A 26,086-nucleotide genomic window follows, 5' to 3' on the forward strand; every position below is an offset into this window, starting at 1 on the left:
TTTTAGTGACTGTTTTTGAATGGCCGACGTAGGGTTAAACATAATAATACAAACTGATAGAATAGAAGTATATGACAGAAATGGGGGGCTTTATGAAGAAATTAAATCTCTATAAAATTATTGGAATTTTCGTATCTTTCGCTTTGTTTCTTGTCATTTTTAATCAACTCAAGAGTGGAGAACCGAATTTTAAAGTTGATGAATCTTTGTTTGAGGTTTATGAATCCGCAAATCAATGGGAGGATTCCATGAATGAAATGATTCCTCAGCTTCAACTAGCTAGAGAGATCGGAGCATTAAATAGCAGTGATCGCCTTATCCCCATATTGGAAAATGATCGTGATCTTATTATCCATGATGTGATGGTCATTAATTTTGGAGCTGTGTACATCACATACTCTTTTTCATTGAAAGAAAATGATCAGCCGTTTAATTTACCGACCTTTCATATCGGTTCCTTGCGATTTGACGGTACCAGCGATAAGGATCAATCCTTTTTAGTTAGTCAACAGGAAGTTTTAAGCCAGCCAGAAAAACAGCCAGCGGTTATTAATCATCGTATTTATCGAGCAGAAGTTCTATATCCGAATAGCGAAGAGGCTGATTTCATTGAAGAATTTGCTCGCTTTTCAGATGCAGATTCGGTTATCTTGGAGAATGTGTACGCACAAATTGAAGATGAGAAAATAAAACTTGAAAATCAAGAGCTAGCTTTGGAAGGTGATTTTTCGCACAACATTTATGCCAAAGCAGATCTGAATGAAACAATTCATACAAATGAAGGCGATTTTACTTTTACCCATTTTGAAGCGGGTCTTAATGCGAATAAATTATATATGAAGGGCAATGATGATCTACCTACACGACTCGTTATGACGAATGCAACAGAAGAAGATTCTTATCCATTTGAACGGGTTCTATTAAAAGATGAGAAAGGGACTTATGTAGCGCTGGAACCGTTTCGTACCTTACAAGAGACGTATTCTTATAAGGTAAATGAAGTCGTTTTTAATAAAAATGGCCTCATTTCTAAGAAGATTACAAATGAGGATTGGGAAGCTATACAAAATGGGAAGAAGGTCAGCCTTGGAGACTATAGTGGGTTAACTTATACTGTTCATGCCCAGAGTAGTGGTGAGGGCAATCAGCTGATAATTAAAATAGATGGAAATAAAGATCACTCGCCTAAATTATTGAATCAGATTTACATGGAAAGCAGTCAAGCTTATGAAGAACGTCTAGGTTCTATACCGGAAGAAGAGCGAGAATTTTATGAACAACAAAAGCCTGTATTGTTAGAAATAAAGGATAAGAATAAAAGTGATATTCTGATTTATCAAACCTCTTCTACCGAATCACCGAAAGAATTTCGGATTGATCTTGATTACGAGCATTTTTCTTCTTCGTTTCCTGCGGTTATCACCTTATCGTACTTACCAAACTTCGAGACTGTGGATGTTGATTTAAAAGGATCTCTTCAGTTAAATGAAAAAATTGATTAGCATTTATCAATTTGTAGTTTGGTTTTTAGAGAATCGGGAATATTCTTTTACAAACCCCCTAAGTAGTTTGAAAGTGATTTTCCCCCTGTTAACCGTGCTTAAATGAGCACGGTTTTTTTTATTATTTTTCTCATAAGTAGTGGGATTGTGTGAAGCGTTTCCATTATGCACAATTCATGGTAATCTTTTAGAAGAGAGTCGATAATAGTAAGTGAAAGGATGAGGCATTTGGCGAAGAAAGGAATTTTGACGGAACTTAATGAGGATCTTGTATCTTTTTTTGAAGGAGAGAAGCTTGTTATGCTTTCAACGATTGATCATGAAAGCCATACTCCAAACGTATCTGCCATATCGTGGGTGAAATGTTTAGATAAGAACAATATTCGGTTTTCAGTTACAACAAATTCACGTACGATTCAAAATGTGAAAGAAAATCCTCATGTAGTATTCACGATCATTGGATTGGAAACCGTGTATTCCATTCATGGAAGTGCCTCAATCCTAGAAGATGCCATGAAAGGTGTTTCACTAAAGCTTGCGAAAATTAATGTAAATGTCAATCAAGTACTTGAGACAATGTTTTGGGGAGCTAAAATCACAACAGAACCTCAATACGAAAAAACATATAATCAAAAGAAAGCAGAAGAGCTGGATAAAGAAGTGTACGAGGCCTTGTTGAAATAGCACTAAACTTTCTTATCGCAATTTTTTGTGATTTAATGGTGTAAACAAGCATTTCGTGCGATCACTCTGACGAAGGCACCAGGAAACGAGGTTGATTCCCAGATGGAGTGGGAAATGATTAAAGACTTTTTAAATGAAGAAACAATCAAACAATGGCTCGGTCAGTATCGTGCTCTTGGACCATTGCCAGGAATTTTGCTTCCTATGCTAGAAGCAGTTATTCCGATATTGCCGTTATTTCTATTTGTGGCAGGCAATGCAGCAGCGTATGGTTTCTGGTACGGCTCGTTGCTTTCATGGCTTGGTGCATCTCTTGGTGCTCTGATTGTTTTTATGGTGGTCAGGCGGCTTGCAAGACAGCGATTCATGCGAGTGGTAACAAAACACGCCAAAATAGAAAAAACACTGCGCTGGATTGAGCGACATGGGTTTGGAATGGTGTTTTTGCTTCTGTGTTTTCCATTTACGCCCTCGGCTTTAATCAATGTGGTAGCAGGTCTTTCGAATATGAGTATTCGAAGCTTTGTACTCGCTGTATTACTTGGAAAAATGGTGATGATCTCGATCGTTTCTTTTATTGGACATGATGTTTTTGCGTTAATTCACCAACCTCTGCAAATGGTTCTTATCCTAGTAGCGATCGTTCTTCTTTGGGGGGCAGGCAAATTAATTGAAGTGAAACTAAATCAGCGTCCTCGTAAGCATCGCACGGAGGATCAGGCGAGATAGTAGAAAAGCCATGCCGGTTTCGGCATGGCTTTTGCATGTGTATGGAATGGAAAAGATATGACTAAGAGTTCTAACTATCATCCGTTTCTAAACGCTCGTCTCCGCATTTCTTGAGATCCAGCTGCAGTGGGCAGGGTCTCGATCGCTTCACCTTAACAAATGAAAACAAAGACCGTGTTCTTTTGTTAAGGCTCCAGTGCCTGCCGTGTCTAACCGCCCACTTCCGCCTTTCGAACTAAAATATCCTTTTCTTATCTCTTTCTTCTTTAAGTATTTCAACGGCTTCTCGGAAGCGTTGGGAGTGGATGATTTCGCGTTCTCTTAGGAAGGCGAGGGAGTCGTTTAGGTCAGGGTCGTCTGAGAGGTCAATGATCCATTGGTAGGTGGCTCTTGCTTTTTCTTCTGCGGCTATGTCTTCGTAAAGGTCAGCGATGGGATCGCCTTTTGCGGCGATGTAGCTTGCTGTCCATGGAACACCTGCTGCGTTGGAATAGAAGAGAGCACTGTCATGATTGGCATAGTGGGCGCCGAGTCCGGCTTCTTTCATTTGGTCTGCTGTGGCATCTTTCGTTAATTTGTATACCATTGTGGCGATCATTTCTAGGTGAGCGAATTCTTCTGTGCCGATGTCCGTTAATAAACCAACAACTTTATCTGGAATCGTATAGCGTTGGTTTAGGTAGCGGAGAGCGGCAGCTAGTTCACCATCGGCTCCTCCATACTGCTCGATTAAAAACTTTGCTAGCATGGGGTTACATGTGCTTACTTTGACTGGGTATTGCAATTTCTTTTCATACACCCACATATCATGTACTTCCTTTCTGAGTTAGACTTGCCACGGCCATGGTGCTTCTTTCCAATCCCATGGATAGTTTGAATAACTGTTCCCATATTGTTGCAATGGACCATATTCTTTTTCGTATCGCTTCTTAAGTTGTTTTTTCATTTTTGCGTATTCATTGAATTGTTGAATGGCTTCATAATCATTTGGATGGGTATCAAGGTAAAGGGTGAGGTCTACGAGAACGAAATCCACAGCCTGCAGTTCTTCCAGTAGCTCATAATACTCTTTGGGCAATTGTTTTTGAGACATGGTTTAGTCCTCCCGCTTTGAAGGATAAGGGTACGGATCATAGAAAGCCTTCCAGAGCGTTCCTTTACGTAGCGCTTCACGTGCAGAGTATTGTTCAAGACCAGGCGGCTGAAAGCCCATGTAGAGGTTAGGGGGAGTTGAATAAGATTTCACTCGAATCGGAGGACATGGATCAAACGGACTAACATATGGCTCGTAAAACTTCCTGTGTGTGTACATTTAGTGACCTCCTTTTGTACGAATCTCTACTCTTAAGATGTATGAACAAAAAAAGAAATCATGAATGACAAATAAAGAAGCACTTCCAAAAGTGGAAGTGCTTCTTTGGCTTTACATTTTATTAACTGTATTGTTCCAGGTTGCTAGCATGTTCTTTAAGTCATGAAGGTCCGATTTGAATGGATAGTCGGTTGAAACACTGCGTTTCTGCCCATCATCTAGCTTTTCATAACTATGAACAAATTCGGTCATGTCTCGTGTTAACCGATTTAATTCCCATTTAAACGTTTCAAATTCCTTTTCCATTTTGAAAACTCCTTTATGATCAATTTCTTATGAGTACTATACCCGTGCGTCTGTAGGAGGAAACCATCAAGTCTTCCATTTGGCATAATTTGTAGGGTGATATACGAACGTATCTTCCTATTTGCTATTCAATTTGTTGAAAACATGAGATAATAGACAAAGAATTTACGGTGTAGGAGGTAGAGGAAATGACAGTGAAGTTTGTCATTGGTCGTTCAGGAAGTGGGAAATCGAATCATTGTTTAACGGAAATGCAAAATGAACTAACCGATCGGCCAATCGGACAGGATATGATTTACCTCGTTCCTGAGCAAATGACGTTTCAATCAGAGTATGAATTAGTACATAATAGAGGTTTAAAAGGAATGATTCGAGCGCAGGTTTTTAGTTTCACAAGACTTGCCTGGAAAGTACTTCAAGAAACTGGAGGCATGGCTCGTCCTCATTTAAGTAGTGTTGGAACAAGTATGATGCTTCGACAGATCATTGAGGAAAATAAGCAGCAACTACGAATTTATCAGCGTTCATCTGAGAAAACAGGATACGTGGAACAGCTAAATGATATGGTAACGGAATTTAAGCGGTATTGTCTTGAACCAGATGATATTAAGAGCTTTGCTGATGATTTTTATGTAGAAGATGAGCGGAACTTACTTCGAGATAAGCTCTATGACTTGCATCTTGTTTACGAAGCTTTTCAAAAGAAGATGATCGGTCACTACCTCGATTCAGAAGACTATTTGGCGCTGCTGGCAGAGAAAATTGAGGAATCAGACTATCTAGCGAACGCTACCATATGGATAGACGGCTTTCATAGTTTCACCCCTCAGGAATTACTGGTCATTCAATCTTTAATGAAAAAAGGAACAACCCTTACGTTTACGATTACGATGGATTCTGAAATGATCCCTTCCGCTATTCATGAACTCGACCTGTTTCATGAACCAGGTAAAACATATCAAATCCTTCAGGGACTGGCGAATGAACAAGGGGTAGAAATCGAGGAACCTCTCGTTTTAACAACGCAGAAGAGGTATCAGAACAGTGAGATCTCTCATTTAGAAGCCAATTATGGTGAACGGCCGCCGGTTGTTTATCGTGGGGAGTTGCAGCACATACAAGTTCATCATGCGGTGAATATACGTTCTGAAGTGGAGGCAGTAGCACGAGAAGCGCTAAGGCTTGTGCGAGATGAAGGTTATCGTTACAGGGATATTTCAATTATGGTACGCAATATGTCAACTTATTATGAACTTGTGGAAACGATATTCGAGGATCACGGGATTCCAATTTTCTCAGATCAAAAGCGGACAATGCTTCATCACCCGTTAATTGAGTTGATTCGCTCAAGTTTGGACATTATCCAGTACAACTGGCGCTATGAATCTGTTTTTCGATGTGTTAAAACCGAGCTATTGTTTCCAGACGATACGGGGGAAAGTATGGAAACTATCCGTGAACGGATGGATGAGCTTGAAAATTACGTTATAGCAAAAGGCATCAAAGGCTATCGTTGGAAAACTGGCGAACGATTTAAAGCAAATATTTATCGTCAGCTAGAAGATAAAGAAGTCATCACTTCCGATGAACTCGAAAAAATGGAAGATCGTCTGAATGAAACGAAAGACTGGATTGCGACGCCGCTTGAGAAATTTGAGAGACACATGATCAAAGCAAAAACAGTTGAAGAAATGTGCGAAATTCTTTATTATCTTCTTGAAAATTGCCACGCAGCAGAAAAAATCGATCGGTTAAAAGAGCAGGCAGAAAAGGCCGGTCACCTTGCCAAAGCACGTGAACATGATCAGGTTTGGGACGCGGTGATTTCGCTACTTGATGAAACAGTGGAATTAATCGGTGATCAGAAACTCTCCGTGGAGCAATTTACAAAGTTGCTTGAAGCGGGAATGGAAAATATGAAATTTGCTCTCGTACCTGCTTCACTTGATCAGGTAGTGATTGGAAGCATTGATCGTACAAGATTTACTGATGTAAAATGTGGCTTTCTTCTAGGTGTTAATGAAGGTGTCTTACCAGCTCGCATTCAGGAAGATGGACTTTTAAGTGAGCAGGATAGAGAAAAGTTAGAAGAACAGGGAATTCAGTTAGCACCTGGGTTGAAGCGCCGTTTGCTTGATGAGGAATTTTTGATTTACCATTCGCTCGCAACGCCTTCGGATTCTTTATGGATCAGCTGTCCACTTGCTGATGAAGAAGGAAAGGGACTGCAGCCTTCTATCGTCATGAATCGATTGCAGGAGATGTTCCCGGATCTTGAGATCGGTCTGAAATTTGCAGAGCCTGGGGAAGAAGCAACGGAAGAACTCTCTTTCATAACAAACCCATCGAAGACAATAGGGCGACTTACGGGACAGCTTCGACAATGGGACCGAGGGTATCCGATCGATCCGATTTGGTGGGATGCATACAACTGGTTTATTTCGGCTCCAACTGAGAAAGATCGCGTACGCTTGATTGATAGTCTTTTTTATCGGAATAAAGCGGAACGTCTAACTGAATCTACGAGTCGAAAACTTTATGGTCACCAAATTCAGACGAGTGTTTCAAGAATGGAACGCTATAAATCTTGTGCTTTCTCTCAGTTTGCTTCTCATGGTTTGCGCTTAAAAGAACGAGCGACATTCAAGCTTGAAGCGCCTGATATCGGACAGCTGTTTCATGCGGCGCTTAATATGATGGCAGAAACGATTAAGCAGCGTCACTGGGATTGGGCGAAACTCTCATCTAATCAATACTATGAGCTTTCAGGACAAATTGTTGAACAGCTCGCACCAAAGTTACAGAATGAAATTCTATTAAGCTCAAATCGCTATCATTATATTATGAGAAAGCTAACGCAAGTTGTTGGCCGGGCCTCGTCCGTTCTTGGACAACAGGCAAAGAAAAGCGGGTTTCAACCAGCAGGACTTGAATTAGGATTTGGGCCCAATCAAGAGCTCCCTCCAATCGAGTTCACGCTTAAAAATGGTGTTAAAATCCAGCTCATCGGACGTGTCGATCGTGTTGATCAGGCACTGAACGGAGAAGAGCTTCTCCTTCGTATTATCGACTATAAGTCTAGCGGTACTTCTCTTGATCTATCGGAAGTGTATTTTGGACTCGCGCTACAAATGCTGACGTATCTCGATGTTGTTATATCCAATGCGAGCGTCTGGCTTGGAAAAGAGGCAACTGCTGCAGGTATGCTTTATTTTCATGTCCACAACCCTATCCTCCAAACATCAGCGCCTGGACAAGCAGCCATTCAACAGGAGCTTTTCAGAAAGTTTAAGATGAAGGGACTTCTCCTTGCGGATAAAGATGTTGTGAGCTTAATGGATACTGACATAGAAACGAAGAAATCGGATATTATTCCGGCAGCACTGAAAAAAGATGGTAGCTTTTACAAAAATTCTTCCGTCTTATCTTCTGATGATTTCCATGCGCTTCGTTCTTATACAAGAAAAACGATTCAATCGATTGGAACAGAAATTTCAGATGGCCGTATTGAGATAGATCCTTACAAAATGAAAGATCGAGTACCATGTACGTTTTGTTCATACCGTTCCTTTTGCCAGTTTGATCAGGCGATGGAAGATAATGCTTATCGTTCTATTACTGCTCAGGATGACGAAACGATTTTAAAACGCATGAGAGAGGAGGCAGATGATGATAACTAAACCTGAGGGATCAAGATGGACCGATGAGCAGTGGGAAGCCATTGCTTCAAGAAATCAAGATGTTTTAGTAGCCGCTGCGGCAGGCTCCGGGAAAACCGCTGTCTTAGTTGAACGAATTATAAGACGTTTAGCCGATGAGAATGATCCGGCTGAAGTTGATCGGATTCTAGTCGTAACATTTACAAATGCTGCAGCTGCGGAAATGCGCCACCGCATTGGAGAAGCGCTTGAAGAAAAGCTGAAGGAAGATCCTTCTTCGCTATATTTAAGAAGACAGCTTTCTATGTTAAATCGTGCTTCGATTTCTACACTACATTCGTTTTGTATGGAAGTTCTTCGCCGCTACTATTACAAGATCGATCTTGATCCTGCTTTTCGAGTCGCCGATCAAACGGAAGCCGCTTTACTTCGTGAAGAAGCGATGGAAGAGCTCTTTGAGGAGCACTACAGCAAGAAGGAAAATGAAGCCTTTTATGATCTCGTTGACCGCTATAGTAGTGATCGGAGCGATGTCGATCTTCAGCTTCTAGTTGAACGACTTTTTCATTTCTCTTCAAGTCATCCTTGGCCGAAACAGTGGTTAGAAGATAGTGTGAATTTATATAAAAATGCAAGTAATAAAAGCTTCGATGAGCTGATCTGGGTAGAGGAATTAAAGAAAGATGTTGTGCTTCAGTTAGAAGGAATGCGTGAAGTGCAAGAAAAGGCCATTTCCATTTCATCTTCCCCAGGTGGTCCAGAACCGTACCTTTCCACGTTAGAAGTCGAGCGCGAAATGGTGAGTGGACTTCTGCAGGCTTCTAAGGAATCATGGGACGCATTAAAAAACGCGTTTGAAGCTGTTTCATTTGGACGCTTAAAGCCTTGTAAAGGTGACCAGTTTGATCCTGAGCTTATAGATACCGTGAAAGGAATGCGTGATCGGGTTAAGAAAACCGTTCAAAGTATGAAAGAAGATCTGTTTCAGCGGGAAACAGAGGAGTATCTTGAGGATATCCAAAAACTTGCGCCGGTTCTTGAAACGTTAGCTTCTCTCGTAAATGAATTTAGGGATAAGTATGCGGGTCTAAAAAAGGAAAAGGGACTTGTTGACTACAGTGACCTTGAGCATTACTGTCTTTCGATTTTATTAGATGAGGCCTCAACACCTGATAACCCTATCGCTTCGAGTGCGGCGAAGGAATATCAGACGCAGTTCGCTGAAGTGCTCATTGATGAGTACCAGGATACGAACTCTGTTCAAGAAACGATTCTTAATGCCATTAGCCGAACATCCGAAAACGGTGGGAATCGTTTTATGGTAGGGGATGTTAAACAAAGTATATACAGGTTTAGACTTGCTGAGCCCGGGTTGTTTCTAGCAAAATATAAGTCGTTTGGCCGCTCTTCAGAGGAGCCTACTAAACGGATCGATCTTGCGCGAAACTTTCGAAGTCGTGAGGAAGTTCTAAATAGCACCAACTTTATTTTTAAACAAATTATGGATGAACGCGTTGGAGAAATTAAATATGATCGTGCAGCTGAACTTATTCCTGGTGCAGAGTATCCGAGTTCTCAATCGGTGGTACCAGAAGTTCATGTGATTGATCAAAGCTCTGATGAAGAGGAAGAAGAGGTCGAAAAAGTCCAGCTTGAAGCACGTCTGATCGCATCTAGCATTAAATCGATGATGGGAAAGAGCGAAAACGAGCGAACGAAAATATACGATCGAAAAGAAGATCGCATGAGACCTATTCAGTACAGAGATATGGTGATCTTAATGCGCGCCACTTCTAGCTGGGCGCCGGTTATGATGGAGGAATTAAAGCAGGCAGGTATTCCGTCTTATTCTGACCTTGCAACAGGGTATTTTGAAGCAACAGAAGTGGCGATTATGATGAGTCTCCTAAACGTAATCGATAATCCCTATCAGGATATCCCGCTTGCATCTGTCTTGCGATCGCCGATTATTGGGTTATCGGAAGAAGAACTTGCATTGATTCGGATAAATGAGAAGCAATCAAGTTATTATCTCGCTATGCAGGCTTATTGTGAGACAGAGTCAGATGAGCTTTCAGAGAAAATAGCACGATTTATCGATGATTTAAATCGGTGGCGAGAACAGGCAAGGCAGTCGTCGTTAAGCGAATTAATTTGGCAACTTTATCGTGAAACGAATTACTATGAATTTGTCGGCGGAATGCCCGCTGGTTTGCAGCGCCAGGCGAATCTGCGTGCTTTGTATGATCGTGCAAGACAATATGAAGCAACGTCATTTCGGGGATTATTCCGTTTTCTTCGCTTTATTGACAGAATGAAGGAGCGAGGAAGTGATCTTGGAACAGCCCGTGCGCTTGGAGAGCAGGAAGATGTTGTGCGCGTAATGACGATTCATAAAAGCAAAGGGCTTGAATTCCCTGTTGTCTTTGTCGCAGGCATAGCAAAGCAATTCAACATGAGAGACATGGCAAACCAAATGCTTCTTCATAAAGAATTCGGTTTAGCAACGAAATACATTGATCCAATCAATCGCATTAGTTATCCGACGTTACCTTACTTTACATTACAAAAGCGAATGAAACTAGAGCTATTGGCTGAAGAAATGCGGGTACTTTACGTTGCTTTAACAAGAGCAAAAGAAAAATTAATTTTAGTTGGTACGGTGAATGACTGGGAGAAAGAATTACTTTCCTGGGCAGAGGCACCAGGAGAGGAGTGGCTCCTTTCTGATTATGAGCGCTCAACAAGTAAAACGTATTTAAACTGGATTGGGCCATCTATTATCAGGCATCAAGATCTTTCTTCCATAACAGACGGCATTGCTAGCTTCCCGAAACATGATGAGGTTTTTCATCACCCATCACGATGGTCGTTAACGCTCCATCAAGCGTCGGATTTTTCTCAGGTTGAAGCGGAAGACGTTAAGAAACACGAGGAATACGAGGAACTCCTTAGAAGGAAAGCCTACGTACCAGAAGAAAGTGCGTTTAAAGACGTTGTTCATAGTCGTCTTAATTGGACATATCCACATCAGGCAGCTGCTGAAACAAGATCAAAGCAGTCGGTAACGGAAGTGAAGCGTCAGCGAGAAATTTTCCAGGACGAACGGAGTGACGATCGCCTTGTAAAAGGCTTTAGCCAATCGTTAAAAGAACGCCCGCGCTTTCTTCAAAGTAAAAAGCTTACGCCTGCTGAGCGTGGAACCGCGATGCATATCGTTATGCAGCATCTTGATTTGCACCAACGCCATGAAGAAAAGGATATTATAGAATTAATCGCAAAGCTTGAAACGAAAGAATTATTAACGAACGATCAGGCTCAAGCCATTGATGTGAAACAAATTAAGCACTTGATTGATTCTGATCTAGGTGACAAGATGAGAAACGCGGTTGAAATATATAAAGAGGTTCCCTTTAGTCTTGGGGTGGATTCGAAGTGGATTTATCCGGAATTCAAAGGAGACCAAGAAACGGTCGTGTTACAGGGGGTTATAGATTGTATCCTGCGCGATCAACACGGAGAATTACTGTTAGTCGATTATAAAACAGACGTGATTGAAAATCGTTTTTCTTCAGAGCAACAGGCAATGGAGACAATGAAACGTCGTTATACAACGCAGATTCAACTATATGAAAAAGCGATTAATGAGATTTGGGGTTTGCCGTGTAAAGAAAAAATTCTTTTCTTTTTTGATGGTGGCAAATCACTCTTAATCGATTAAGGATAGCCGGGCGATTGTCCGGCTTATTCGTTTCAAAAATAAACTGATAAGGAGTGAGAAACATGAAATTGCTTCATACCGCTGATTGGCATCTTGGAAAAACATTAGAAGGTAGAAGCCGCCTTCCTGAACAGCGAGCGTTTCTTGAAGAGCTTCAAATGATTGCAGATGAAGAAAATGTAGACGCGATTTTAATGGCCGGTGACGTGTTTGATACCGTCAACCCCCCAGCAGCCGCAGAAACCCTTTTTTATGAAGCTGCTGTGAAATTGACGAGCAGAGGCGAGCGTCCACTTATTATTATTTCGGGCAACCACGACAATCCAGAACGCTTATCGGCTTCACGTCCGTTAGCTCATACAAGTGGCATCACCATTATAGGATTTCCGACAACGGATCCCGTTGACATTACAGTTCGTAATGGCCAAAAGCTTTCCATCGCGGCTCTTCCTTATCCGTCGGAATCGCGATTAAATGAATGCTTAACAGAAGGTCAGGAAGAAGATGCGCTTCAGCTCGCTTATGATGATCGCGTAAAAAAACTATTTAGCGATTTATCTGAGGCAGGTGATGAGGATGCTGTTCACATTGCGATGAGCCACATTTACGTAGCTGGAAGTCGTGAAAGTGATTCAGAAAGACCGATTCAAGTTGGTGGCGCTTATACCGTGTCTGCTAATTCCTTGCCAGAAAAAGCGCAGTACGTGGCCCTTGGACATTTACACCGCCCTCAGACCATTACGAAAGGTTCTGCCCTTGCCCGCTATTCAGGCTCTCCTCTCGCATATAGCTTTTCGGAGGCCAATCAAGCCAAATCAGTGACGATTATTGATGTTGAGCCGGATGGACTAGCTCACATTAGTGAAATTCCTTTACAGTCCGGAAAACCACTTGTGCGCTGGGTTGCAGATGAAGGAATCGAACAAGTGTATACATGGTTAGAAGAAGGAAAAGACGAGGAAGCGTGGATCGATCTTGAAGTGCATTTAAGTGATACGCTTTCTATTGAAGAAATCCACCGTCTTCGCAGTCAACATAAAGGCTTTATACATATTAGACCCGTTTTCAAAAAGAAAGAAGAGCAGCGTGAAGTGTCGTATGCGAATTTACCAATAGAAGAGCTTTTTAAACGGTTTTATGAAAAGCAAACAGATGGTGCTGTACCAGATGATGAACTTGTTCAGCTTTTTCTAGATTTATCACAGTCAGAGGAAGAGGAGTAAGAGAGGAGTGAGCAAATGAGACCAATTACCTTGTCCGTTTCAGGACTGCATAGTTTTCGTGAAAAACAAGAGATAGACTTTGAAACGCTTTGTCAGGGAGGGATTTTCGGGATTTTTGGCCCAACAGGTAGTGGGAAATCCTCTCTTCTTGATGCGATGACGCTTGCTCTTTACGGCAAAGTTGAACGGGCAACAAATAATACCCAGGGGATTATGAACCACGCTGAAGACACCTTATCTGTGTCATTTACGTTTGCACTAAGTGACTTACGCTATCGTGTAGAACGTACGTATAAAAGGTCAGGCGATGTATCCATTCGCTCTGCTAATTCTCGTTTGATCGAAATTGGTGAAGAGAATACGGTACTAGCAGATAAAGACCGCGATGTCTCTCAAAGAATCCAGGAAATTCTCGGTTTAACAATTGATGATTTCACACGAGCTGTTGTTCTACCTCAAGGGAAATTTGCGGAGTTTTTATCACTTAAAGGAACAGAAAGAAGGCAGATGCTTCAGCGCCTTTTTCAACTTGAAAAATATGGTGATCAGTTCAACCGTCGATTAAAATCACGAGTGGATGAGAAAAAGCATCATTTAAATGAAGTATCCGCCGAGCAAACCGGCCTTGGCGATGCCTCAAAAGAATTTCTTAAAGAAGCGAAGAATGCTTTGGATACGGCTGATAAAGCAGCTCAAAAAGCGAAAGAAGATCTCATTTCAGCTGAAAAGCAAAAAGAAGACGTGATGGAAATTTGGAATCTTCAACAACAGCTTGGAGACCTCCAAGCTAAGAAAGACACGCTTTCAAAAGGTCAGGCTGAAATCGATGCAATTGAAGAAAAGATCGCCCAAGCAACGGCGGCTGCGCAAATAAAACCCTATTTAGATGCGGTTGAAGCGACTGAGAAAGAAGTACAGGATGCAAAGAGTCGTTACGAAGAGACGAAACGTGTATTAGAAGAAATGAAGTCCTTCTTTCAAACAACGAAAAAAGCATACGAGGAAGAACGATCGAACAAAGAGAAGCAAGAGCCGCTCCTTATTAAACAACTAAATGATCTTGAGCGAGGTTTAGCTCTCGAAAAAGAAATCAATCAGATTACCAAACAGTTAAAAGATATGGAACAGCAGTCTACCCAACATGACAAAGAAGCGAAAGCGGCTGAAGAGGAAACATCAAAAGCGCAACAAGATTTGAAGAAAGCCCGGACGCTTCAGTCTGAGTTAAATGAAGAACTTACAAGCCTACAGGTTACCCCAGAAAAACGAAAGAAAGTGGGAAGAGCACAAAGTTTAAAGCAGCAGTTCGAGTCGCTCAGTAAACAGCTTGAATCGGCCCAAATTGAAGAAAAAAAGCAGGACAATGAACAAAAACGACTGCACCCTCTTTATGAGGAAAACATAAAAAATCTGAATGAAATGAGAGAGCGGTATACACGCTATTACCAAGCTGTGCTTTCAACTTACCATGCTGTCTCTTCCCACAAATTAACGCTCGAACAGCACATCCAAACGATTCAAGAGGACGTTGAACATAACGAGCGGAAACTAGATGAAAGTCGAACGCATGCCATTGCGATTCAGCTTGCAAAAAGGTTAGAAGAAGGCGAGGCATGCCCTGTATGTGGAGCAAAGGAACATGTTCACCTCGCAGATGGAGAAGATCATACAGCGGAGATCAAAGATCTCCTACAGAAAAAGGAACAAACCCGTGATACGTTAAAAGATAAGCTCCAATCAGCGAAGCAGCTTCAGTATCAGCTAGAACAAATGTCTGATGCGATGACAACGCAAGAAGAAGGAGTGTCTAACGTTCAGAAGGACCTGAACGAAGTGAAGCGTAACTTTTCAGTAGAAGAAATTCTGACTGAGATGAAGTCCCTTGCTCAAGATGTACGTGAATTAGAAGAGAAAGTGAAGCTTTTAGGGAAGAACCTTCAAGAGAAGCAGTCAACAGTTTCTGAGTATGCTTATCAGCTGACGCAAGTTCAGAACGAGCTTAAATCCAAGACTGAGAAACGGATGGATCTAAGCAAAGAAACGGCATCGATTGAGGAAACCATTCAGAAAGAATTATCTCTTTCCGTTCACCAAGTTGAAGCGGAAGTGGTTCATATTGAAAAAATGGATCAACAAGCAGACGTTATTCGTGAAAGACTTTTGAAAAGCGGTCCTTATATCGAAGCAAAAGAACAACGTCTTCAAGACCTTCAGGAAAAGATGCAGCAGTATTCTGTCCGAAAGGTAGAGTTAACAAGTTCGATTCATCAACTAACTGAACAATTGAAAAAAGCAGACGCAGATTATGTGGCGATTGTCGGAAATACGTCTGCACAAGAAGGTTTAGCACAAGTCAATAAGCAGCTAAATGAGATTCGTCAGGCTGAAAAAGATTCGCTCGAGAAACTGGAGCATGCACAAGAACGTCATCAGGAAGTGGAAAGGCGTGCCGCAGCTGATGAGAACTATAATAATGATGCGCAACTTCGTTTAAAGAAGGCTATCGAAACTTATGAAGCGGCTGAAGCATCTTCTATATTCGAAAATCGAACCCAGATTCGAAATGCTGAAGTATCGCAGGAACAGAAACTTAATTGGGAAAAGCGTGTGGAAGCGTATTGGAATGAATGGAAGCAAACGGAGTACTCCATCGGTGAGCTTAACAAAAAGCTTGCGGGAAGAACGATCTCAGAAGATCATTACAAGGAAACGATCCAGCACGCAACAAAAGCAAACGAAGTTCGAGAAGAAGCGCTCTCTCAATTTGCGGCAGCACGTCATCATCTCGATGATGTGACAAACCGACATGAGCGGTATATGGAACTCGAAACGATCCGAAAAACGGTAAGTGAAGAACTTGAAAAGCTTGGTAAGCTTCAAACAGTTTTCCGAGGAAATAGTTTTGTTGAGTTTATTGCATCTGAACAGCTCGAACAAGTGAGTCTCGACGCCTCACAAAAACTTGGTGATTTAACCTCCCAAAGGTATGCGATTGAGGTTGATTCAGCTGGAGGTTTCTTAATTCGAGATGATGCGAACGGAGGAGTAAAGCGACCGGTTTCCACCTTATCTGGAGGCGAAACGTTCTTAACCTCTCTTGCGCTCGCACTTGCTCTTTCTGGACAAATTCAACTAAGGGGAGCACATCCACTGCAATTCTTCTTCCTGGACGAAGGGTTTGGCACATTGGACGAATCGCTGCTAGATACGGTGATCACGGCGCTTGAAAAGTTACAAAACGAGAGTTTATCCGTCGGGGTCATCAGTCACGTACCAGAACTTAGGGCAAGGTTGCCGAGAAAAGTGATTGTCTCTCCCTCAGAACCATCTGGTCGAGGAAGTCGTGTCGAAATGGAATCGTTGTAAGGGCAGGTATGGTTGCGAGAATAATTCTTGTTAGCCAATAAATTGGTGCTTTGGCTAATATATTTCGAATTTGGCCAATAAAAAGGAAAAATGGCCAATATATCAAGATTTTAGCCAATAAAGTGCCATCTTGGCCACAAGCTGTACTAGTATATAGCAGAGGTATGCATGTCTAGGTGCGTCTTAACAGAGAGAAAACATGTCCATTCAACATGTTTTCTCTTTTTTTCTTGAAAGATACTGTCAAAATACGAGAGTTTATGTAAAAATATGAATAGTAGTTGAGGTAACTTACATAGGAGGAACATGGATGTCGCATTCTATGAGACTAGTTTTAGGAAGTTTTAAACCTTATTCACACTTTCGACCACTTCATTCAGCCTATCGGTTGAAAGGATCGTGGTGGCGCTTAATTTTACTCACTATTTTTTCTTTTCTAATTGTTGGCATTACATCATTTATGAACATTAAATATGCTGGAGAAATGCCAGAATATACAGGTATTGCCCCTGACGAGCGCATGCTTTTTGTCCTCAGTGAAGTCATCACAGATGGTTTACTTGGTGTTCTGACATTAATCGTTATTGTGGTAGGAGGTGCGCTACTATACTGGCCGTTTTTCCAACAAGTTGGCTTCAAAAGACTTGCTTACATACATAGCTATGTTGTCTTTATTCTTTTAATCGGTATGCTTCTACAGCTACCCTTTATCCCATTTCTTCATGAACCGTCGCTCATTTCCCCGTATAGTCTAGGTGTTTACGTTGATTTGTTAACAAACATTCCATTCTGGCTGTATTTTAGCTATAGTTTGTCGCTATTTCTTGCATGGGGCACGTTTGTTCAGTATGCGGCAATTAGGCAGAGTACTACGGTCTCAAGAGGCTACGCTCTTTTCTGGATTATCATCTTAAACGTATTTATAGTTGCGATTACGGCTTATATGAGAACGGCATTTTAATGAAAAAGTTGGAGGGTCAATCTGTGAAACGTAAGTCACTGTGGATTAGTATTAGCGTTACGCTTGTTATCCTTCTTTTTATTACTGCGAACACGCTGATTATACAGAGTGTGATTGCAGGAGAGAAGAAGCTTGAGACTGTTACGGTAAAAGGGAAGACGTATCAGGAACTTTCAACTTTCGAAGGGATCCTTATTCCGGAATTAGAGGAATCCTATTATTATCAATCATCTCGAGGGGATATCTCGAATGTGCTCGTAAAAGAAGGAGACGATGTTTCAATAGGTACGTCCCTGTTTGAATATGATAATGGGGAGGCCGTTAATGTATCAGATTTACAAGCCCAATTGAACAAGGCAGAAACAGCTGTCTCTGTCCTTGATGATCAGCTAAACGACCTTGCTTTTCAGTCATCTAGAATTGAATCAAACGAAGATCTAGAAGATGAGCAAAAGCTTCAATTACAGTTAGACGTCGAAGAACAAATAAGAGATACAGAGTATAAGAAAAGACTTGCAGAGCTTGATGTGAAAGAGTTGGAGCGCCAGATTGCTGAGGTAGATACTGAACAAGTAGAATTATCCGTTGATTCAACCCTTGATGGAACCGTGGAGCAAGTAAACCGAACGCCAGAAGACGGGGAGAGCGTCGTAACACTATTGTCAAACAAGCTGACGGTTCAAGGTTCGGTTAATGAATTGAACTATCCGACGCTAGCTGTGGATCAAGAAGTGGTTATTCGTTCAGGGGCTTATCCAGGACAACCAGCAAGGGGCCGGCTGACAATACTAGAAGATCGACCTTATGAAGTGGATGAAGAGACGGGTCTCAGTATGTATCATTTTAACGTTATATTAAGTGAAGAAAGTGATATGAACGCAGGTACGCACGTGGTCATTGACATCCCTCTTCATCAAAATACCAATGCTCCTTCTGTACCAGAAGAAAGTATTATTGAAAAAGATGATAAGAGTTATGTTGTTGTTTATGAGAAAGATGAGCTTCATTTAAGAAAAGTAGAGCAAGGTCGAATTGAAGGTGGCAAGGTTGAAATTCTTTCAGGTCTACAATTAAAAGAGAAAGTGTTAACAGAGCCTAGAGAAGCCTTTACGGAATTGCTTTCAGAGAAGGAAGAGAAAGAGCAGCAAGAGCAAGATCAAGAAGAAAAACCGGACATCGACACTGAAAGCAAAGGGTGAGCGGAAGACCTGTAGAGATACAGGTTTTTTCTATACTCTCATCTATTTTACAGAATTTATTGAAATATTCATGAAAGCAATGTGGCGTTCATGTCATAATAGATTTGTGTTTGTTAAATCGATTATTTAAACGTTAAAAAAAGGGAGAAGTTTATTATGAAATTTGTGTCTTTTAAGGACAAAGAAGCAGCTGGGTTTGGGATTTTAGATGAGAAGAATGAGCAAATAGTTAATTTGAAAACTTACTATCACGATCAAGGAATCGATATACCTGATTTGCGTGCGTTTATCCAACATGAGGAATTGCATTTAGATGATTTTCACGAATTTTCAGCTCAGTATAACGTTTCAGTCGAAGATGTGGAGATCATAGCTCCTATCATGAAACCTGCCAAAAATATCGTTTGTGTCGGAAAAAATTATCGCGACCATGCTATTGAAATGGGGAGTGAGAAAGACATTCCAAAGCATCCAATGATTTTTACGAAAGCGCCGACAACCGTGAGCAGCCCAGACCAAGTATTAACATTTGAACGTGAGCTAGCTGAAGCGCTTGACTATGAGGGAGAACTTGCGATTGTGATCGGTAAGGAAGGAAAAGGTATTAACATGAATGAAGCCATGGAATACGTTTTCGGCTATACGATTATCAATGACCTTACAGCGAGGGATCTTCAAAAAAAGCATGGTCAGTTTTTTGTAGGGAAAAGTCTTGATCAGTCCTGTCCAATGGGTCCTGCTATTCTACATAAATCTTCCTTAGTCGATCCTCATCAATTAACGATTGTTACGAAAGTAAATGGAGATGTGAGACAAAATGGCAACACGTCTGATTTCATTTTCACTATTCCTGAGCTGATCCACGTTCTCTCAAAGGGCATGACGTTAGAGCCTGGTGATATCATCGCAACCGGGACACCGGCTGGGGTAGGCAAGGGATTCAATCCGCCTAAGTATTTGGTAGATGGAGACGTCATCGAAATTGACATAGAAGGAATCGGCACTTTACGTAATGAAATAAGTATAAGATAACGTTCTCGTGTTTAATTTATTCTCAAAAAAGGAATTGTTATCCAGAGAACCGACTAGGAGGGCTAGCAAATGGAAAAATTTCATTACATTAATGGTGAGTGGACAGGTCAGGATCTAGAAAAGCTTGAAGTGAACAACCCGGCAACTGGAGAACTCGTTGGTACTGTTCCGGTAGGTGGTAAATCGGAAACGAAGAAGGCAATTGACGCTGCACACCAGGCATTTCCAGCATGGTCAAGCCTCACTGCCTATGAGCGGTCATCATACTTAAAGAAACTGCATGGCCTTATGATGGAGCATGAAGATGAACTAGCTGAGTTGATGACGCTTGAGATGGGGAAGCCGCTTCATGAATCAAAAGGGGAAGTAGCGTATTCCGCTTCTTTCGTTGAATGGTTTGCTGAAGAAGGAAAGCGAGTATATGGACGGACAATTCCTCCACATAAAGAAGGGCGCATGATGGAAGTCCGCAAACAGCCGGTAGGTGTTGTTGGGGCGATAACCCCATGGAACTTTCCGGCAGCAATGATTGCGCGTAAACTTGCGCCAGCTTTAGCTGCAGGGTGTACGTTTGTCGTTAAGCCGCCTTCTGCAACGCCACTAACGGCCGTAAGACTTGTAGAGCTTTGTGAAGAAGCAGGAATACCAAAAGGGGTCGTTAACCTCGTTACGGGAAAATCTTCTGAAGTCGCAGGCGAGCTCATGAGTAACCCCCACGTTCGTAAAATGACGTTTACAGGATCAACAGAGGTCGGTAAGAAATTGATGGAACAGGCTGCAGAAACCGTGAAAAATATTTCACTTGAACTCGGTGGACATGCCCCAATTATTGTACTAGATGATGCGGATATTGATAAAGCGGTAGATGGCGTGATAGCGTCGAAATTTCGGAATGGCGGTCAAACGTGCATATGCGGTAATCGCGTTTACGTACAAGAAAGAATTTACGATGAGTTTATTTCAAAGTTCGCTGATAAAACGAAAGATCTTAAGGTAGGAAACGGATTGGAGAAAGGGACAGACATTGGCCCAATGATTGATAAAGATGGTTACGAAAAAGTGGAAAAGCACGTCCAAAATGCGCTTAGTCAAGGCGCTGAATGCGTCGTTGGTGGAGAAGGATATGAAGAGAATGGATCCTATTTCTACCGTCCAACAATATTGAAAGATGTAACGCCTGGCATGCTCATTATGAATGAAGAAACGTTTGGACCGGTTGCACCGATTCAAAAGGTGGAAACGGATGATGAAGCGATTAAATATGCGAACCAAACACCATTTGGTTTAGCGGCATACGTCTTTAGTGAAAGCGTTCGAAGAGGAAATTATGTGGTTAATGCGCTTGATTATGGAATTGTTGGCTGGAATGACGGCGTGCCGTCAGCTGCGCAGGCTCCGTTTGGTGGCATGAAGCAAAGTGGCATTGGTCGTGAAGGCGGTCATGAAGGGATAGAGGCGTATCTTGAAACAAAATACGTTTCAATCGGGTTATAGAATAGTAGAAAGCCTCGCTAAATTTAGCGAGGCTTTCTTTATTGCTATTGTACAGATAATACTTCAGTAATTTGTTCGATTGCCCAGTTTAAGTCATCTTCACTAATGATTAGCGGAGGAGCAAATCGAATGACCGTTTCGTGCGTTTCTTTGCAGAGTAAGCCTTTTTCTTTTAGCTTCTCGCAATATGGACGAGCTGCTTCATGAAGTTCAACACCTATGAAAAGACCCCGGCCGCGCACTTCTTTAATGACAGGATTGTTGATGGCTTTCAATTTATTTTGAAAGTAGTTTCCTAGTTCAAGAGAGCGATCGGCAAGCTTTTCATCTTCGAGAACTTCTAATGACGCAACCGATACGGCACATGCCAGTGGATTTCCTCCAAATGTTGAACCGTGTGAGCCAGGAGTAAATACGCCGAGTACTTCTTCGTTGGCTGCTACACACGAGATTGGAAATACACCGCCACCAAGTGCCTTACCGAGAATGTACATATCAGGTTCAACGTTATCCCAATCACATGCAAAACGCTTACCAGATCGACACAGTCCGGCTTGAATTTCGTCCGCAACGAATAGAACGCGCTGCTCTTTACAATAGTCATAAGCTTCTTTAAGGAAACCTTCAGGAGGAATGTTAATACCAGCTTCACCCTGAATCGGTTCAAATAAGAAGCCAGCTGTATTTGGGGTGATTGCTTTTTTTAACGCCTCAAGATCACCATATGGAATCAATTTAATTCCTGGAAGCATCGGACCAAATCCACGCTGATACTCCTCTTCAGAAGAAAGAGAGACAGCCGTCATTGTACGACCGTGGAAGTTTCCTTCACAAGCAATGATTTCTGCTTTATCTTTCTCTACGCCCTTCACTTCATAAGCCCAACGGCGCATAGCTTTTACGGCCGTCTCAACTGCCTCTGCACCCGTATTCATTGGAAGGATCATCTCTTTGTTCGTAAATTCAGAAACTTTTTGGTAAAAAGGAGCCAGTTGATCGTTATGGAAAGCACGAGAAGTTAATGTTACGCGATCAGCCTGATCTTTCAAGGCCTGAATAATCTTTGGATGTCTGTGTCCCTGGTTAACTGCTGAATAAGCACTAAGCATATCCATATAACGATTACCTTCAGGATCTTTAACCCAAACACCCTCTGCTTCTGCAATAACAATTGGCAGTGGATGATAATTGTGTGCACCGTATTGCTCTGTCATTTGGATAATGTCTTTTGTTTGTACCATATTACCTTTCACTCCCATTCGTTTAATTCTTGCTTCCTTTCTAGTATAACAATGAAATCGCTTCCTTCCTATCATTTGAGGGAAATTAGGAAGGATGTTCCATTACCTGCTCAGAACAGTTTTTCGTGATATGATGAGTAAGATACTGTGGTAAAAGGAGAGATCATGAATGCTACATGCCCATTATACGGCCTGGGGGTTAACACTTATTCTTTTTCTTGTAAGCTACTTTTTGATGAGAGCTGGAAAAGGAAAATCGCAAAATAAAATTCATCTGGTTCTTCGGATATTTTATATTCTTACAGTTATTACGGGGATGTTCCTTGTTGTAGGGTATCAATTTTGGGGTCCTTCCATTGTAAAAGGTGTGGTTGCGCTTTGGCTCATTTTTTCAATGGAAATGATTCTGGTAAGAGGAAAAAAAGAAAAAATCATTTGGCCATTTTGGCTACAATTTATGTTCGCTTTTCTCCTCGTTGTATTTTATGGGTATTCTGTACTGCATCTTTATCAGCTATAAGTCCCGAAACCACCTCATTAGAGGTGGTTTTTTTCTATTAAACGTTTCATTTATTTGTGCCGATATAGGAAGTAGGGTAGATTGGCATATTTCTGGAATAGATGTATTCGTACATTCGAGTTTTTGATATTATAGACATAATAAAAACTTTCGAATTAAAGGCATTGAAGGATGAGGTGTGAAAAGCTTGAGAACATTTTCAGTTAAGGTCTCGCACAAAGAAAACCTGCGCGAATATATGGTGAATCACTCGGAATTGTTTCAGGCGCATGCCGTCTTCGTTCAACTATATAGCTTTTCGCATAACAAAGAGCGTGCGGCTGGTGTTGCACAGACGATAACGACTTTCATACCTCATGCCGTGCTAATTGGGACGACCGCGGAAGCCGCATTTTATGAAAGTAGCTCGGTAACAGAAGGCATTCTGGTTTCTTTCACAACGTTTGACCATGCAAAAGTGAAACCATTTGTCATTGAAAGTTCCACTTTCTCTAAACCGTTTGAAGGGGATCCAAACGAAGTTGTTATTTTATTTAATAGTGGAATCGATGATCAAACTGTTTTAGCAATGATGGGAACCACACCATTTATAGGTGGTAAAGCTTCTGGAATGAACAAGGCTTCTTTCGTTGTAGCAGGTCAGCAAATTCTATCAAATGGGATTGTAGGCGCCCGCATAAGTGGACAGAACCTGCAAACAAAAGTGTATGAAGAAACCTTTTGGAAACCAGCAGGACGATCGTTCGAGGTTACAAAAGCGCTTGGCTCCCGTCTTTTTGAAATAGAAGGTCTTTCTTCACTAGCATTCTATGAGAAGTATTTAGGGTATGATATGGCGAAACGGCTACCTGAGTCGTCCGCGCATGTGCCTTTGCTTCACTTACTAAATGGAAAAGAAACGCCAATTTCCGTTTTAAAAAAACACCGAGATGGTTCTGTGACGATTAACGCGTTTCTTGCTAAAGGATCGAGGTTACAGTTTTCTTATGGAGACGCCACGCAAATGGCTCACTCTTATGAAAGAATTCAAAAACTCGCTGAAATGGATGGCATAGGAAGTCTTTTTTCTTTCTCATCTGCTTCACTTCCGAAGCTTTTTGCAAACGGGTTTGTTCGTTATTTTGATAGTCTAGAGGAACTTTGCACACATACATCAGTTTTACTTGAATCTGAATATTACTCAAATGGCACTGATTTTCACTACGAAGAAAACAGGATGGTCTTTGCGCACTTCAACGAAAAAGATGTCGAACAAAAAGCTGTAAGGCATCTACCATTACACAATCAGGAGATGAATGACTTGGATGGTTTAATGGCACTATCACATTTAATTAAAGCTTCCACAGAAGAGTTAGAGACGTTAAACACCAATCTTCAGCAGTCAGAGCAGCGCTTTAAATCTCTGTTTGAACAAAACCCGAATCTTGTCTACTCTGTTGATGTATACGGTAAAATTACGAGTGTCAACCCGGCACTAAAATCGTTACTTGGATATGCTTCTGAAGAAGTGATGAGTAAGCATTCCCTTCAGTTTGTCTCTTCCGAAGATGTCCACATGACAAGAGAGAAATTTTATCAAACGTTCCAGGGGATGGCTCAAACGTATGATGCTCATCTTGTTCATAAATCCGGAGTCAGCGTGTTATTTACCATTACAAATATCCCGATCATTGTAAATGGAGAAATTACAGGTGCGTACGGAATTGCCAAAAACATTATGAATCAGCGAAAGGCTGAAGAGAAAATTGCTCACCTTGCGTATTATGATGTTCTTACAGAGCTACCGAATCGCCTATTGTTTGAGAAATTATTAAATGAATCATTAAAGAATGAAGAAGAAAAACTAGCGGTGATGTTCATCGATCTTGATCGGTTTAAGTTAATCAATGATAGCCTTGGTCATCAGCGTGGAGACCAAATTCTAAAACAAGTAACATCACGTATAAAAGAGGCCATTAAAGATGACGCCGTTCTTGCAAGATTTGGTGGGGACGAATTTACCGTTCTCCTTCCAGGACTTACGTGTGAAAAGGATGCGTTAATGCTCGCAAAACGTGTTGTTGATCATCTAAAACAGCCAATTCTCTTTGATGATGTGGAGTACTTTATGACAGTTGGCATCGGGATTAGTCTGTTTCCACTGGATGGACAGGATTTGGATACGCTCATGAAAAATGCTTATATCGCATTGGATCGAGCCAAACAACAGGGTGCTAACTATATTGAGTTTTACACAGATGAAATGACAGATGAAGCTTTTGAACGCTTGGAACTTGAAAGTTACTTAAGAAGAGCGCTTGAGAAAGAAGAGCTCACGTTATTCTACCAGCCTCAAGTGGACCTTGATGAGAAGAAAATTTATGCTTGTGAAGCTTTGATCCGCTGGAATCATCCGAAGCTAGGTCTCGTTTCTCCAGCTCAATTTATACCGCTCGCAGAAGAAACTGGTTTGATTGAAGAAATTGGCATTTGGGTGTTAAATGAAGCGTGCATGCAAACGAGCAGGTGGCAGGCGCTTGGATACGACGATTTATCCATTAGTGTTAACGTATCTGGTCGGCAGTTCCAGAGTGAGCGGTTCGTTGAATCCGTTAGAGAAGCTTTAAGAGCTTCAGGACTCTCGCCTCATTCGTTACATCTAGAAGTAACGGAGAGCACAACGCTTGTCAATACCGATTACAGTATTTCGATGTTAAATGAATTACGAGGAATGGGAATTAAAGTATCGATCGATGATTTTGGTACTGGTTACTCATCTCTTAGTTATTTAAAAGATTTTCCGCTTGATATCCTTAAAATAGATCAATCCTTTATTCGAAACCTTCAAGAAAATAACGCAGATGCAGCGATCGTAAAAGCTGTCATCACGATGTGCGAAGGGTTGAATTTATCAATCGTGGCAGAAGGAATTGAAACGAAAGAGCAGGGAGACATAATTCGAAGTTTCGGCTGTAATTTTGCTCAAGGATTTTTCTATAGTAAACCTTTGAATAAAGATCGTTTTGAAAAGCTTCTTCTATCAAAGCGATTTCCGCTAGCAACGTAAGGAAGATCGGCCCACTGTGGTCGGTCTTTTTTTATAGGTTATTGCACTTGAAAAATCGGTTTAAGAGGCTCAGCTTTAAAACGATTGTTCT

18 protein-coding genes are annotated in these 26,086 nt (G+C 41.4%); 13 read left to right on the forward strand and 5 right to left on the reverse strand.

Annotated elements, in window-relative coordinates:
* The first annotated feature begins 92 nt into the window (after nucleotides 1-92).
* The 3 genes from LCL91_RS01205 to LCL91_RS01215 all read left to right on the forward strand — a co-directional run bounded on the left by LCL91_RS01205 (nucleotide 93) and on the right by LCL91_RS01215 (nucleotide 2,915).
* The gene (locus tag LCL91_RS01205; RefSeq protein ID WP_224879267.1) at nucleotides 93-1,502 is read left to right on the forward strand and encodes a hypothetical protein; all 1,410 of its coding nucleotides are present in this window, start codon (nucleotides 93-95) and stop codon (nucleotides 1,500-1,502) included.
* A gap of 228 nt (nucleotides 1,503-1,730) precedes the next feature.
* The gene (locus tag LCL91_RS01210) at nucleotides 1,731-2,186 is read left to right on the forward strand and encodes a pyridoxamine 5'-phosphate oxidase family protein (protein ID WP_224879269.1); all 456 of its coding nucleotides are present in this window, start codon (nucleotides 1,731-1,733) and stop codon (nucleotides 2,184-2,186) included.
* 102 nt (nucleotides 2,187-2,288) lie between these two features.
* Nucleotides 2,289-2,915 carry a TVP38/TMEM64 family protein gene (locus LCL91_RS01215; RefSeq protein ID WP_159782110.1) on the forward strand — a complete coding sequence of 209 codons (627 nt, stop codon included), beginning with the start codon at nucleotides 2,289-2,291 and terminating at the stop codon, nucleotides 2,913-2,915.
* A 235-nt stretch (nucleotides 2,916-3,150) separates the two neighbouring features.
* On the opposite strand, the gene cotJC is transcribed toward LCL91_RS01215, so the two are convergent.
* From cotJC to LCL91_RS01235, 4 genes are all read right to left on the reverse strand, one after another.
* Nucleotides 3,151-3,720 (reverse strand): spore coat protein CotJC, encoded by a 570-nt coding sequence (gene cotJC, locus LCL91_RS01220; protein WP_098443059.1) that lies wholly within the window; start codon nucleotides 3,718-3,720, stop codon nucleotides 3,151-3,153.
* A 21-nt stretch (nucleotides 3,721-3,741) separates the two neighbouring features.
* Entirely contained in the window at nucleotides 3,742-4,008 is a 267-nt protein-coding gene (locus LCL91_RS01225) for a spore coat protein CotJB (RefSeq protein ID WP_224879271.1), read from the reverse strand.
* A 3-nt stretch (nucleotides 4,009-4,011) separates the two neighbouring features.
* Nucleotides 4,012-4,227, reverse strand: coding sequence for a spore coat associated protein CotJA (locus LCL91_RS01230; protein ID WP_224879273.1), 216 nt, complete (start codon nucleotides 4,225-4,227; stop codon nucleotides 4,012-4,014).
* Nucleotides 4,228-4,338: 111 nt separating this feature from the next.
* Nucleotides 4,339-4,533 carry a hypothetical protein gene (locus tag LCL91_RS01235; RefSeq protein WP_098443062.1) on the reverse strand — a complete coding sequence of 65 codons (195 nt, stop codon included), beginning with the start codon at nucleotides 4,531-4,533 and terminating at the stop codon, nucleotides 4,339-4,341.
* A gap of 188 nt (nucleotides 4,534-4,721) precedes the next feature.
* On the opposite strand from LCL91_RS01235, the gene addB reads away from it, so the two are divergent.
* From addB to LCL91_RS01275, 8 genes are all read left to right on the forward strand, one after another.
* On the forward strand, nucleotides 4,722-8,213 hold the full coding sequence (gene addB / locus LCL91_RS01240; protein WP_224879275.1) for a helicase-exonuclease AddAB subunit AddB: 3,492 nt from the start codon (nucleotides 4,722-4,724) through the stop codon (nucleotides 8,211-8,213).
* Nucleotides 8,203-11,913, forward strand: coding sequence for a helicase-exonuclease AddAB subunit AddA (gene addA / locus LCL91_RS01245; protein ID WP_224879278.1), 3,711 nt, complete (start codon nucleotides 8,203-8,205; stop codon nucleotides 11,911-11,913). The genes addB and addA overlap by 11 nt, the downstream gene beginning before the upstream one ends.
* A gap of 62 nt (nucleotides 11,914-11,975) precedes the next feature.
* Nucleotides 11,976-13,136, forward strand: coding sequence for an exonuclease SbcCD subunit D (locus LCL91_RS01250; RefSeq protein ID WP_224879280.1), 1,161 nt, complete (start codon nucleotides 11,976-11,978; stop codon nucleotides 13,134-13,136).
* A 15-nt stretch (nucleotides 13,137-13,151) separates the two neighbouring features.
* Nucleotides 13,152-16,502, forward strand: a complete 3,351-nt coding sequence (locus tag LCL91_RS01255; protein ID WP_224879282.1) for an AAA family ATPase — start codon at nucleotides 13,152-13,154, stop codon at nucleotides 16,500-16,502.
* A gap of 310 nt (nucleotides 16,503-16,812) precedes the next feature.
* A complete protein-coding gene (locus tag LCL91_RS01260) occupies nucleotides 16,813-17,463 on the forward strand; it encodes a hypothetical protein (RefSeq protein WP_224879284.1) in 651 nt (216 codons plus the stop codon).
* A gap of 23 nt (nucleotides 17,464-17,486) precedes the next feature.
* Complete coding sequence (locus LCL91_RS01265) at nucleotides 17,487-18,662, forward strand: efflux RND transporter periplasmic adaptor subunit (RefSeq protein ID WP_224879286.1); 1,176 nt, start codon at nucleotides 17,487-17,489, stop codon at nucleotides 18,660-18,662.
* 156 nt (nucleotides 18,663-18,818) lie between these two features.
* On the forward strand, nucleotides 18,819-19,694 hold the full coding sequence (locus tag LCL91_RS01270; RefSeq protein WP_224879288.1) for a fumarylacetoacetate hydrolase family protein: 876 nt from the start codon (nucleotides 18,819-18,821) through the stop codon (nucleotides 19,692-19,694).
* A 69-nt stretch (nucleotides 19,695-19,763) separates the two neighbouring features.
* Entirely contained in the window at nucleotides 19,764-21,188 is a 1,425-nt protein-coding gene (locus tag LCL91_RS01275; protein ID WP_224879290.1) for an NAD-dependent succinate-semialdehyde dehydrogenase, read from the forward strand.
* A 44-nt stretch (nucleotides 21,189-21,232) separates the two neighbouring features.
* Here LCL91_RS01275 and LCL91_RS01280 read toward each other — a convergent pair whose 3' ends face one another.
* A complete protein-coding gene (locus LCL91_RS01280) occupies nucleotides 21,233-22,429 on the reverse strand; it encodes an ornithine--oxo-acid transaminase (RefSeq protein WP_224879292.1) in 1,197 nt (398 codons plus the stop codon).
* A gap of 169 nt (nucleotides 22,430-22,598) precedes the next feature.
* On the opposite strand from LCL91_RS01280, the gene LCL91_RS01285 reads away from it, so the two are divergent.
* Nucleotides 22,599-22,949 carry a DUF1516 family protein gene (locus tag LCL91_RS01285; RefSeq protein WP_224879294.1) on the forward strand — a complete coding sequence of 117 codons (351 nt, stop codon included), beginning with the start codon at nucleotides 22,599-22,601 and terminating at the stop codon, nucleotides 22,947-22,949.
* A 187-nt stretch (nucleotides 22,950-23,136) separates the two neighbouring features.
* Nucleotides 23,137-25,995: an EAL domain-containing protein gene (locus tag LCL91_RS01290; protein ID WP_224879296.1), complete on the forward strand. Its 2,859-nt coding sequence runs from the start codon at nucleotides 23,137-23,139 to the stop codon at nucleotides 25,993-25,995.
* The last annotated feature ends 91 nt before the right edge of the window (nucleotides 25,996-26,086 follow it).

This window comes from Guptibacillus hwajinpoensis (assembly GCF_020171785.1).
GTDB classification, from domain to species: domain Bacteria; phylum Bacillota; class Bacilli; order Bacillales; family Guptibacillaceae; genus Guptibacillus; species Guptibacillus sedimenti.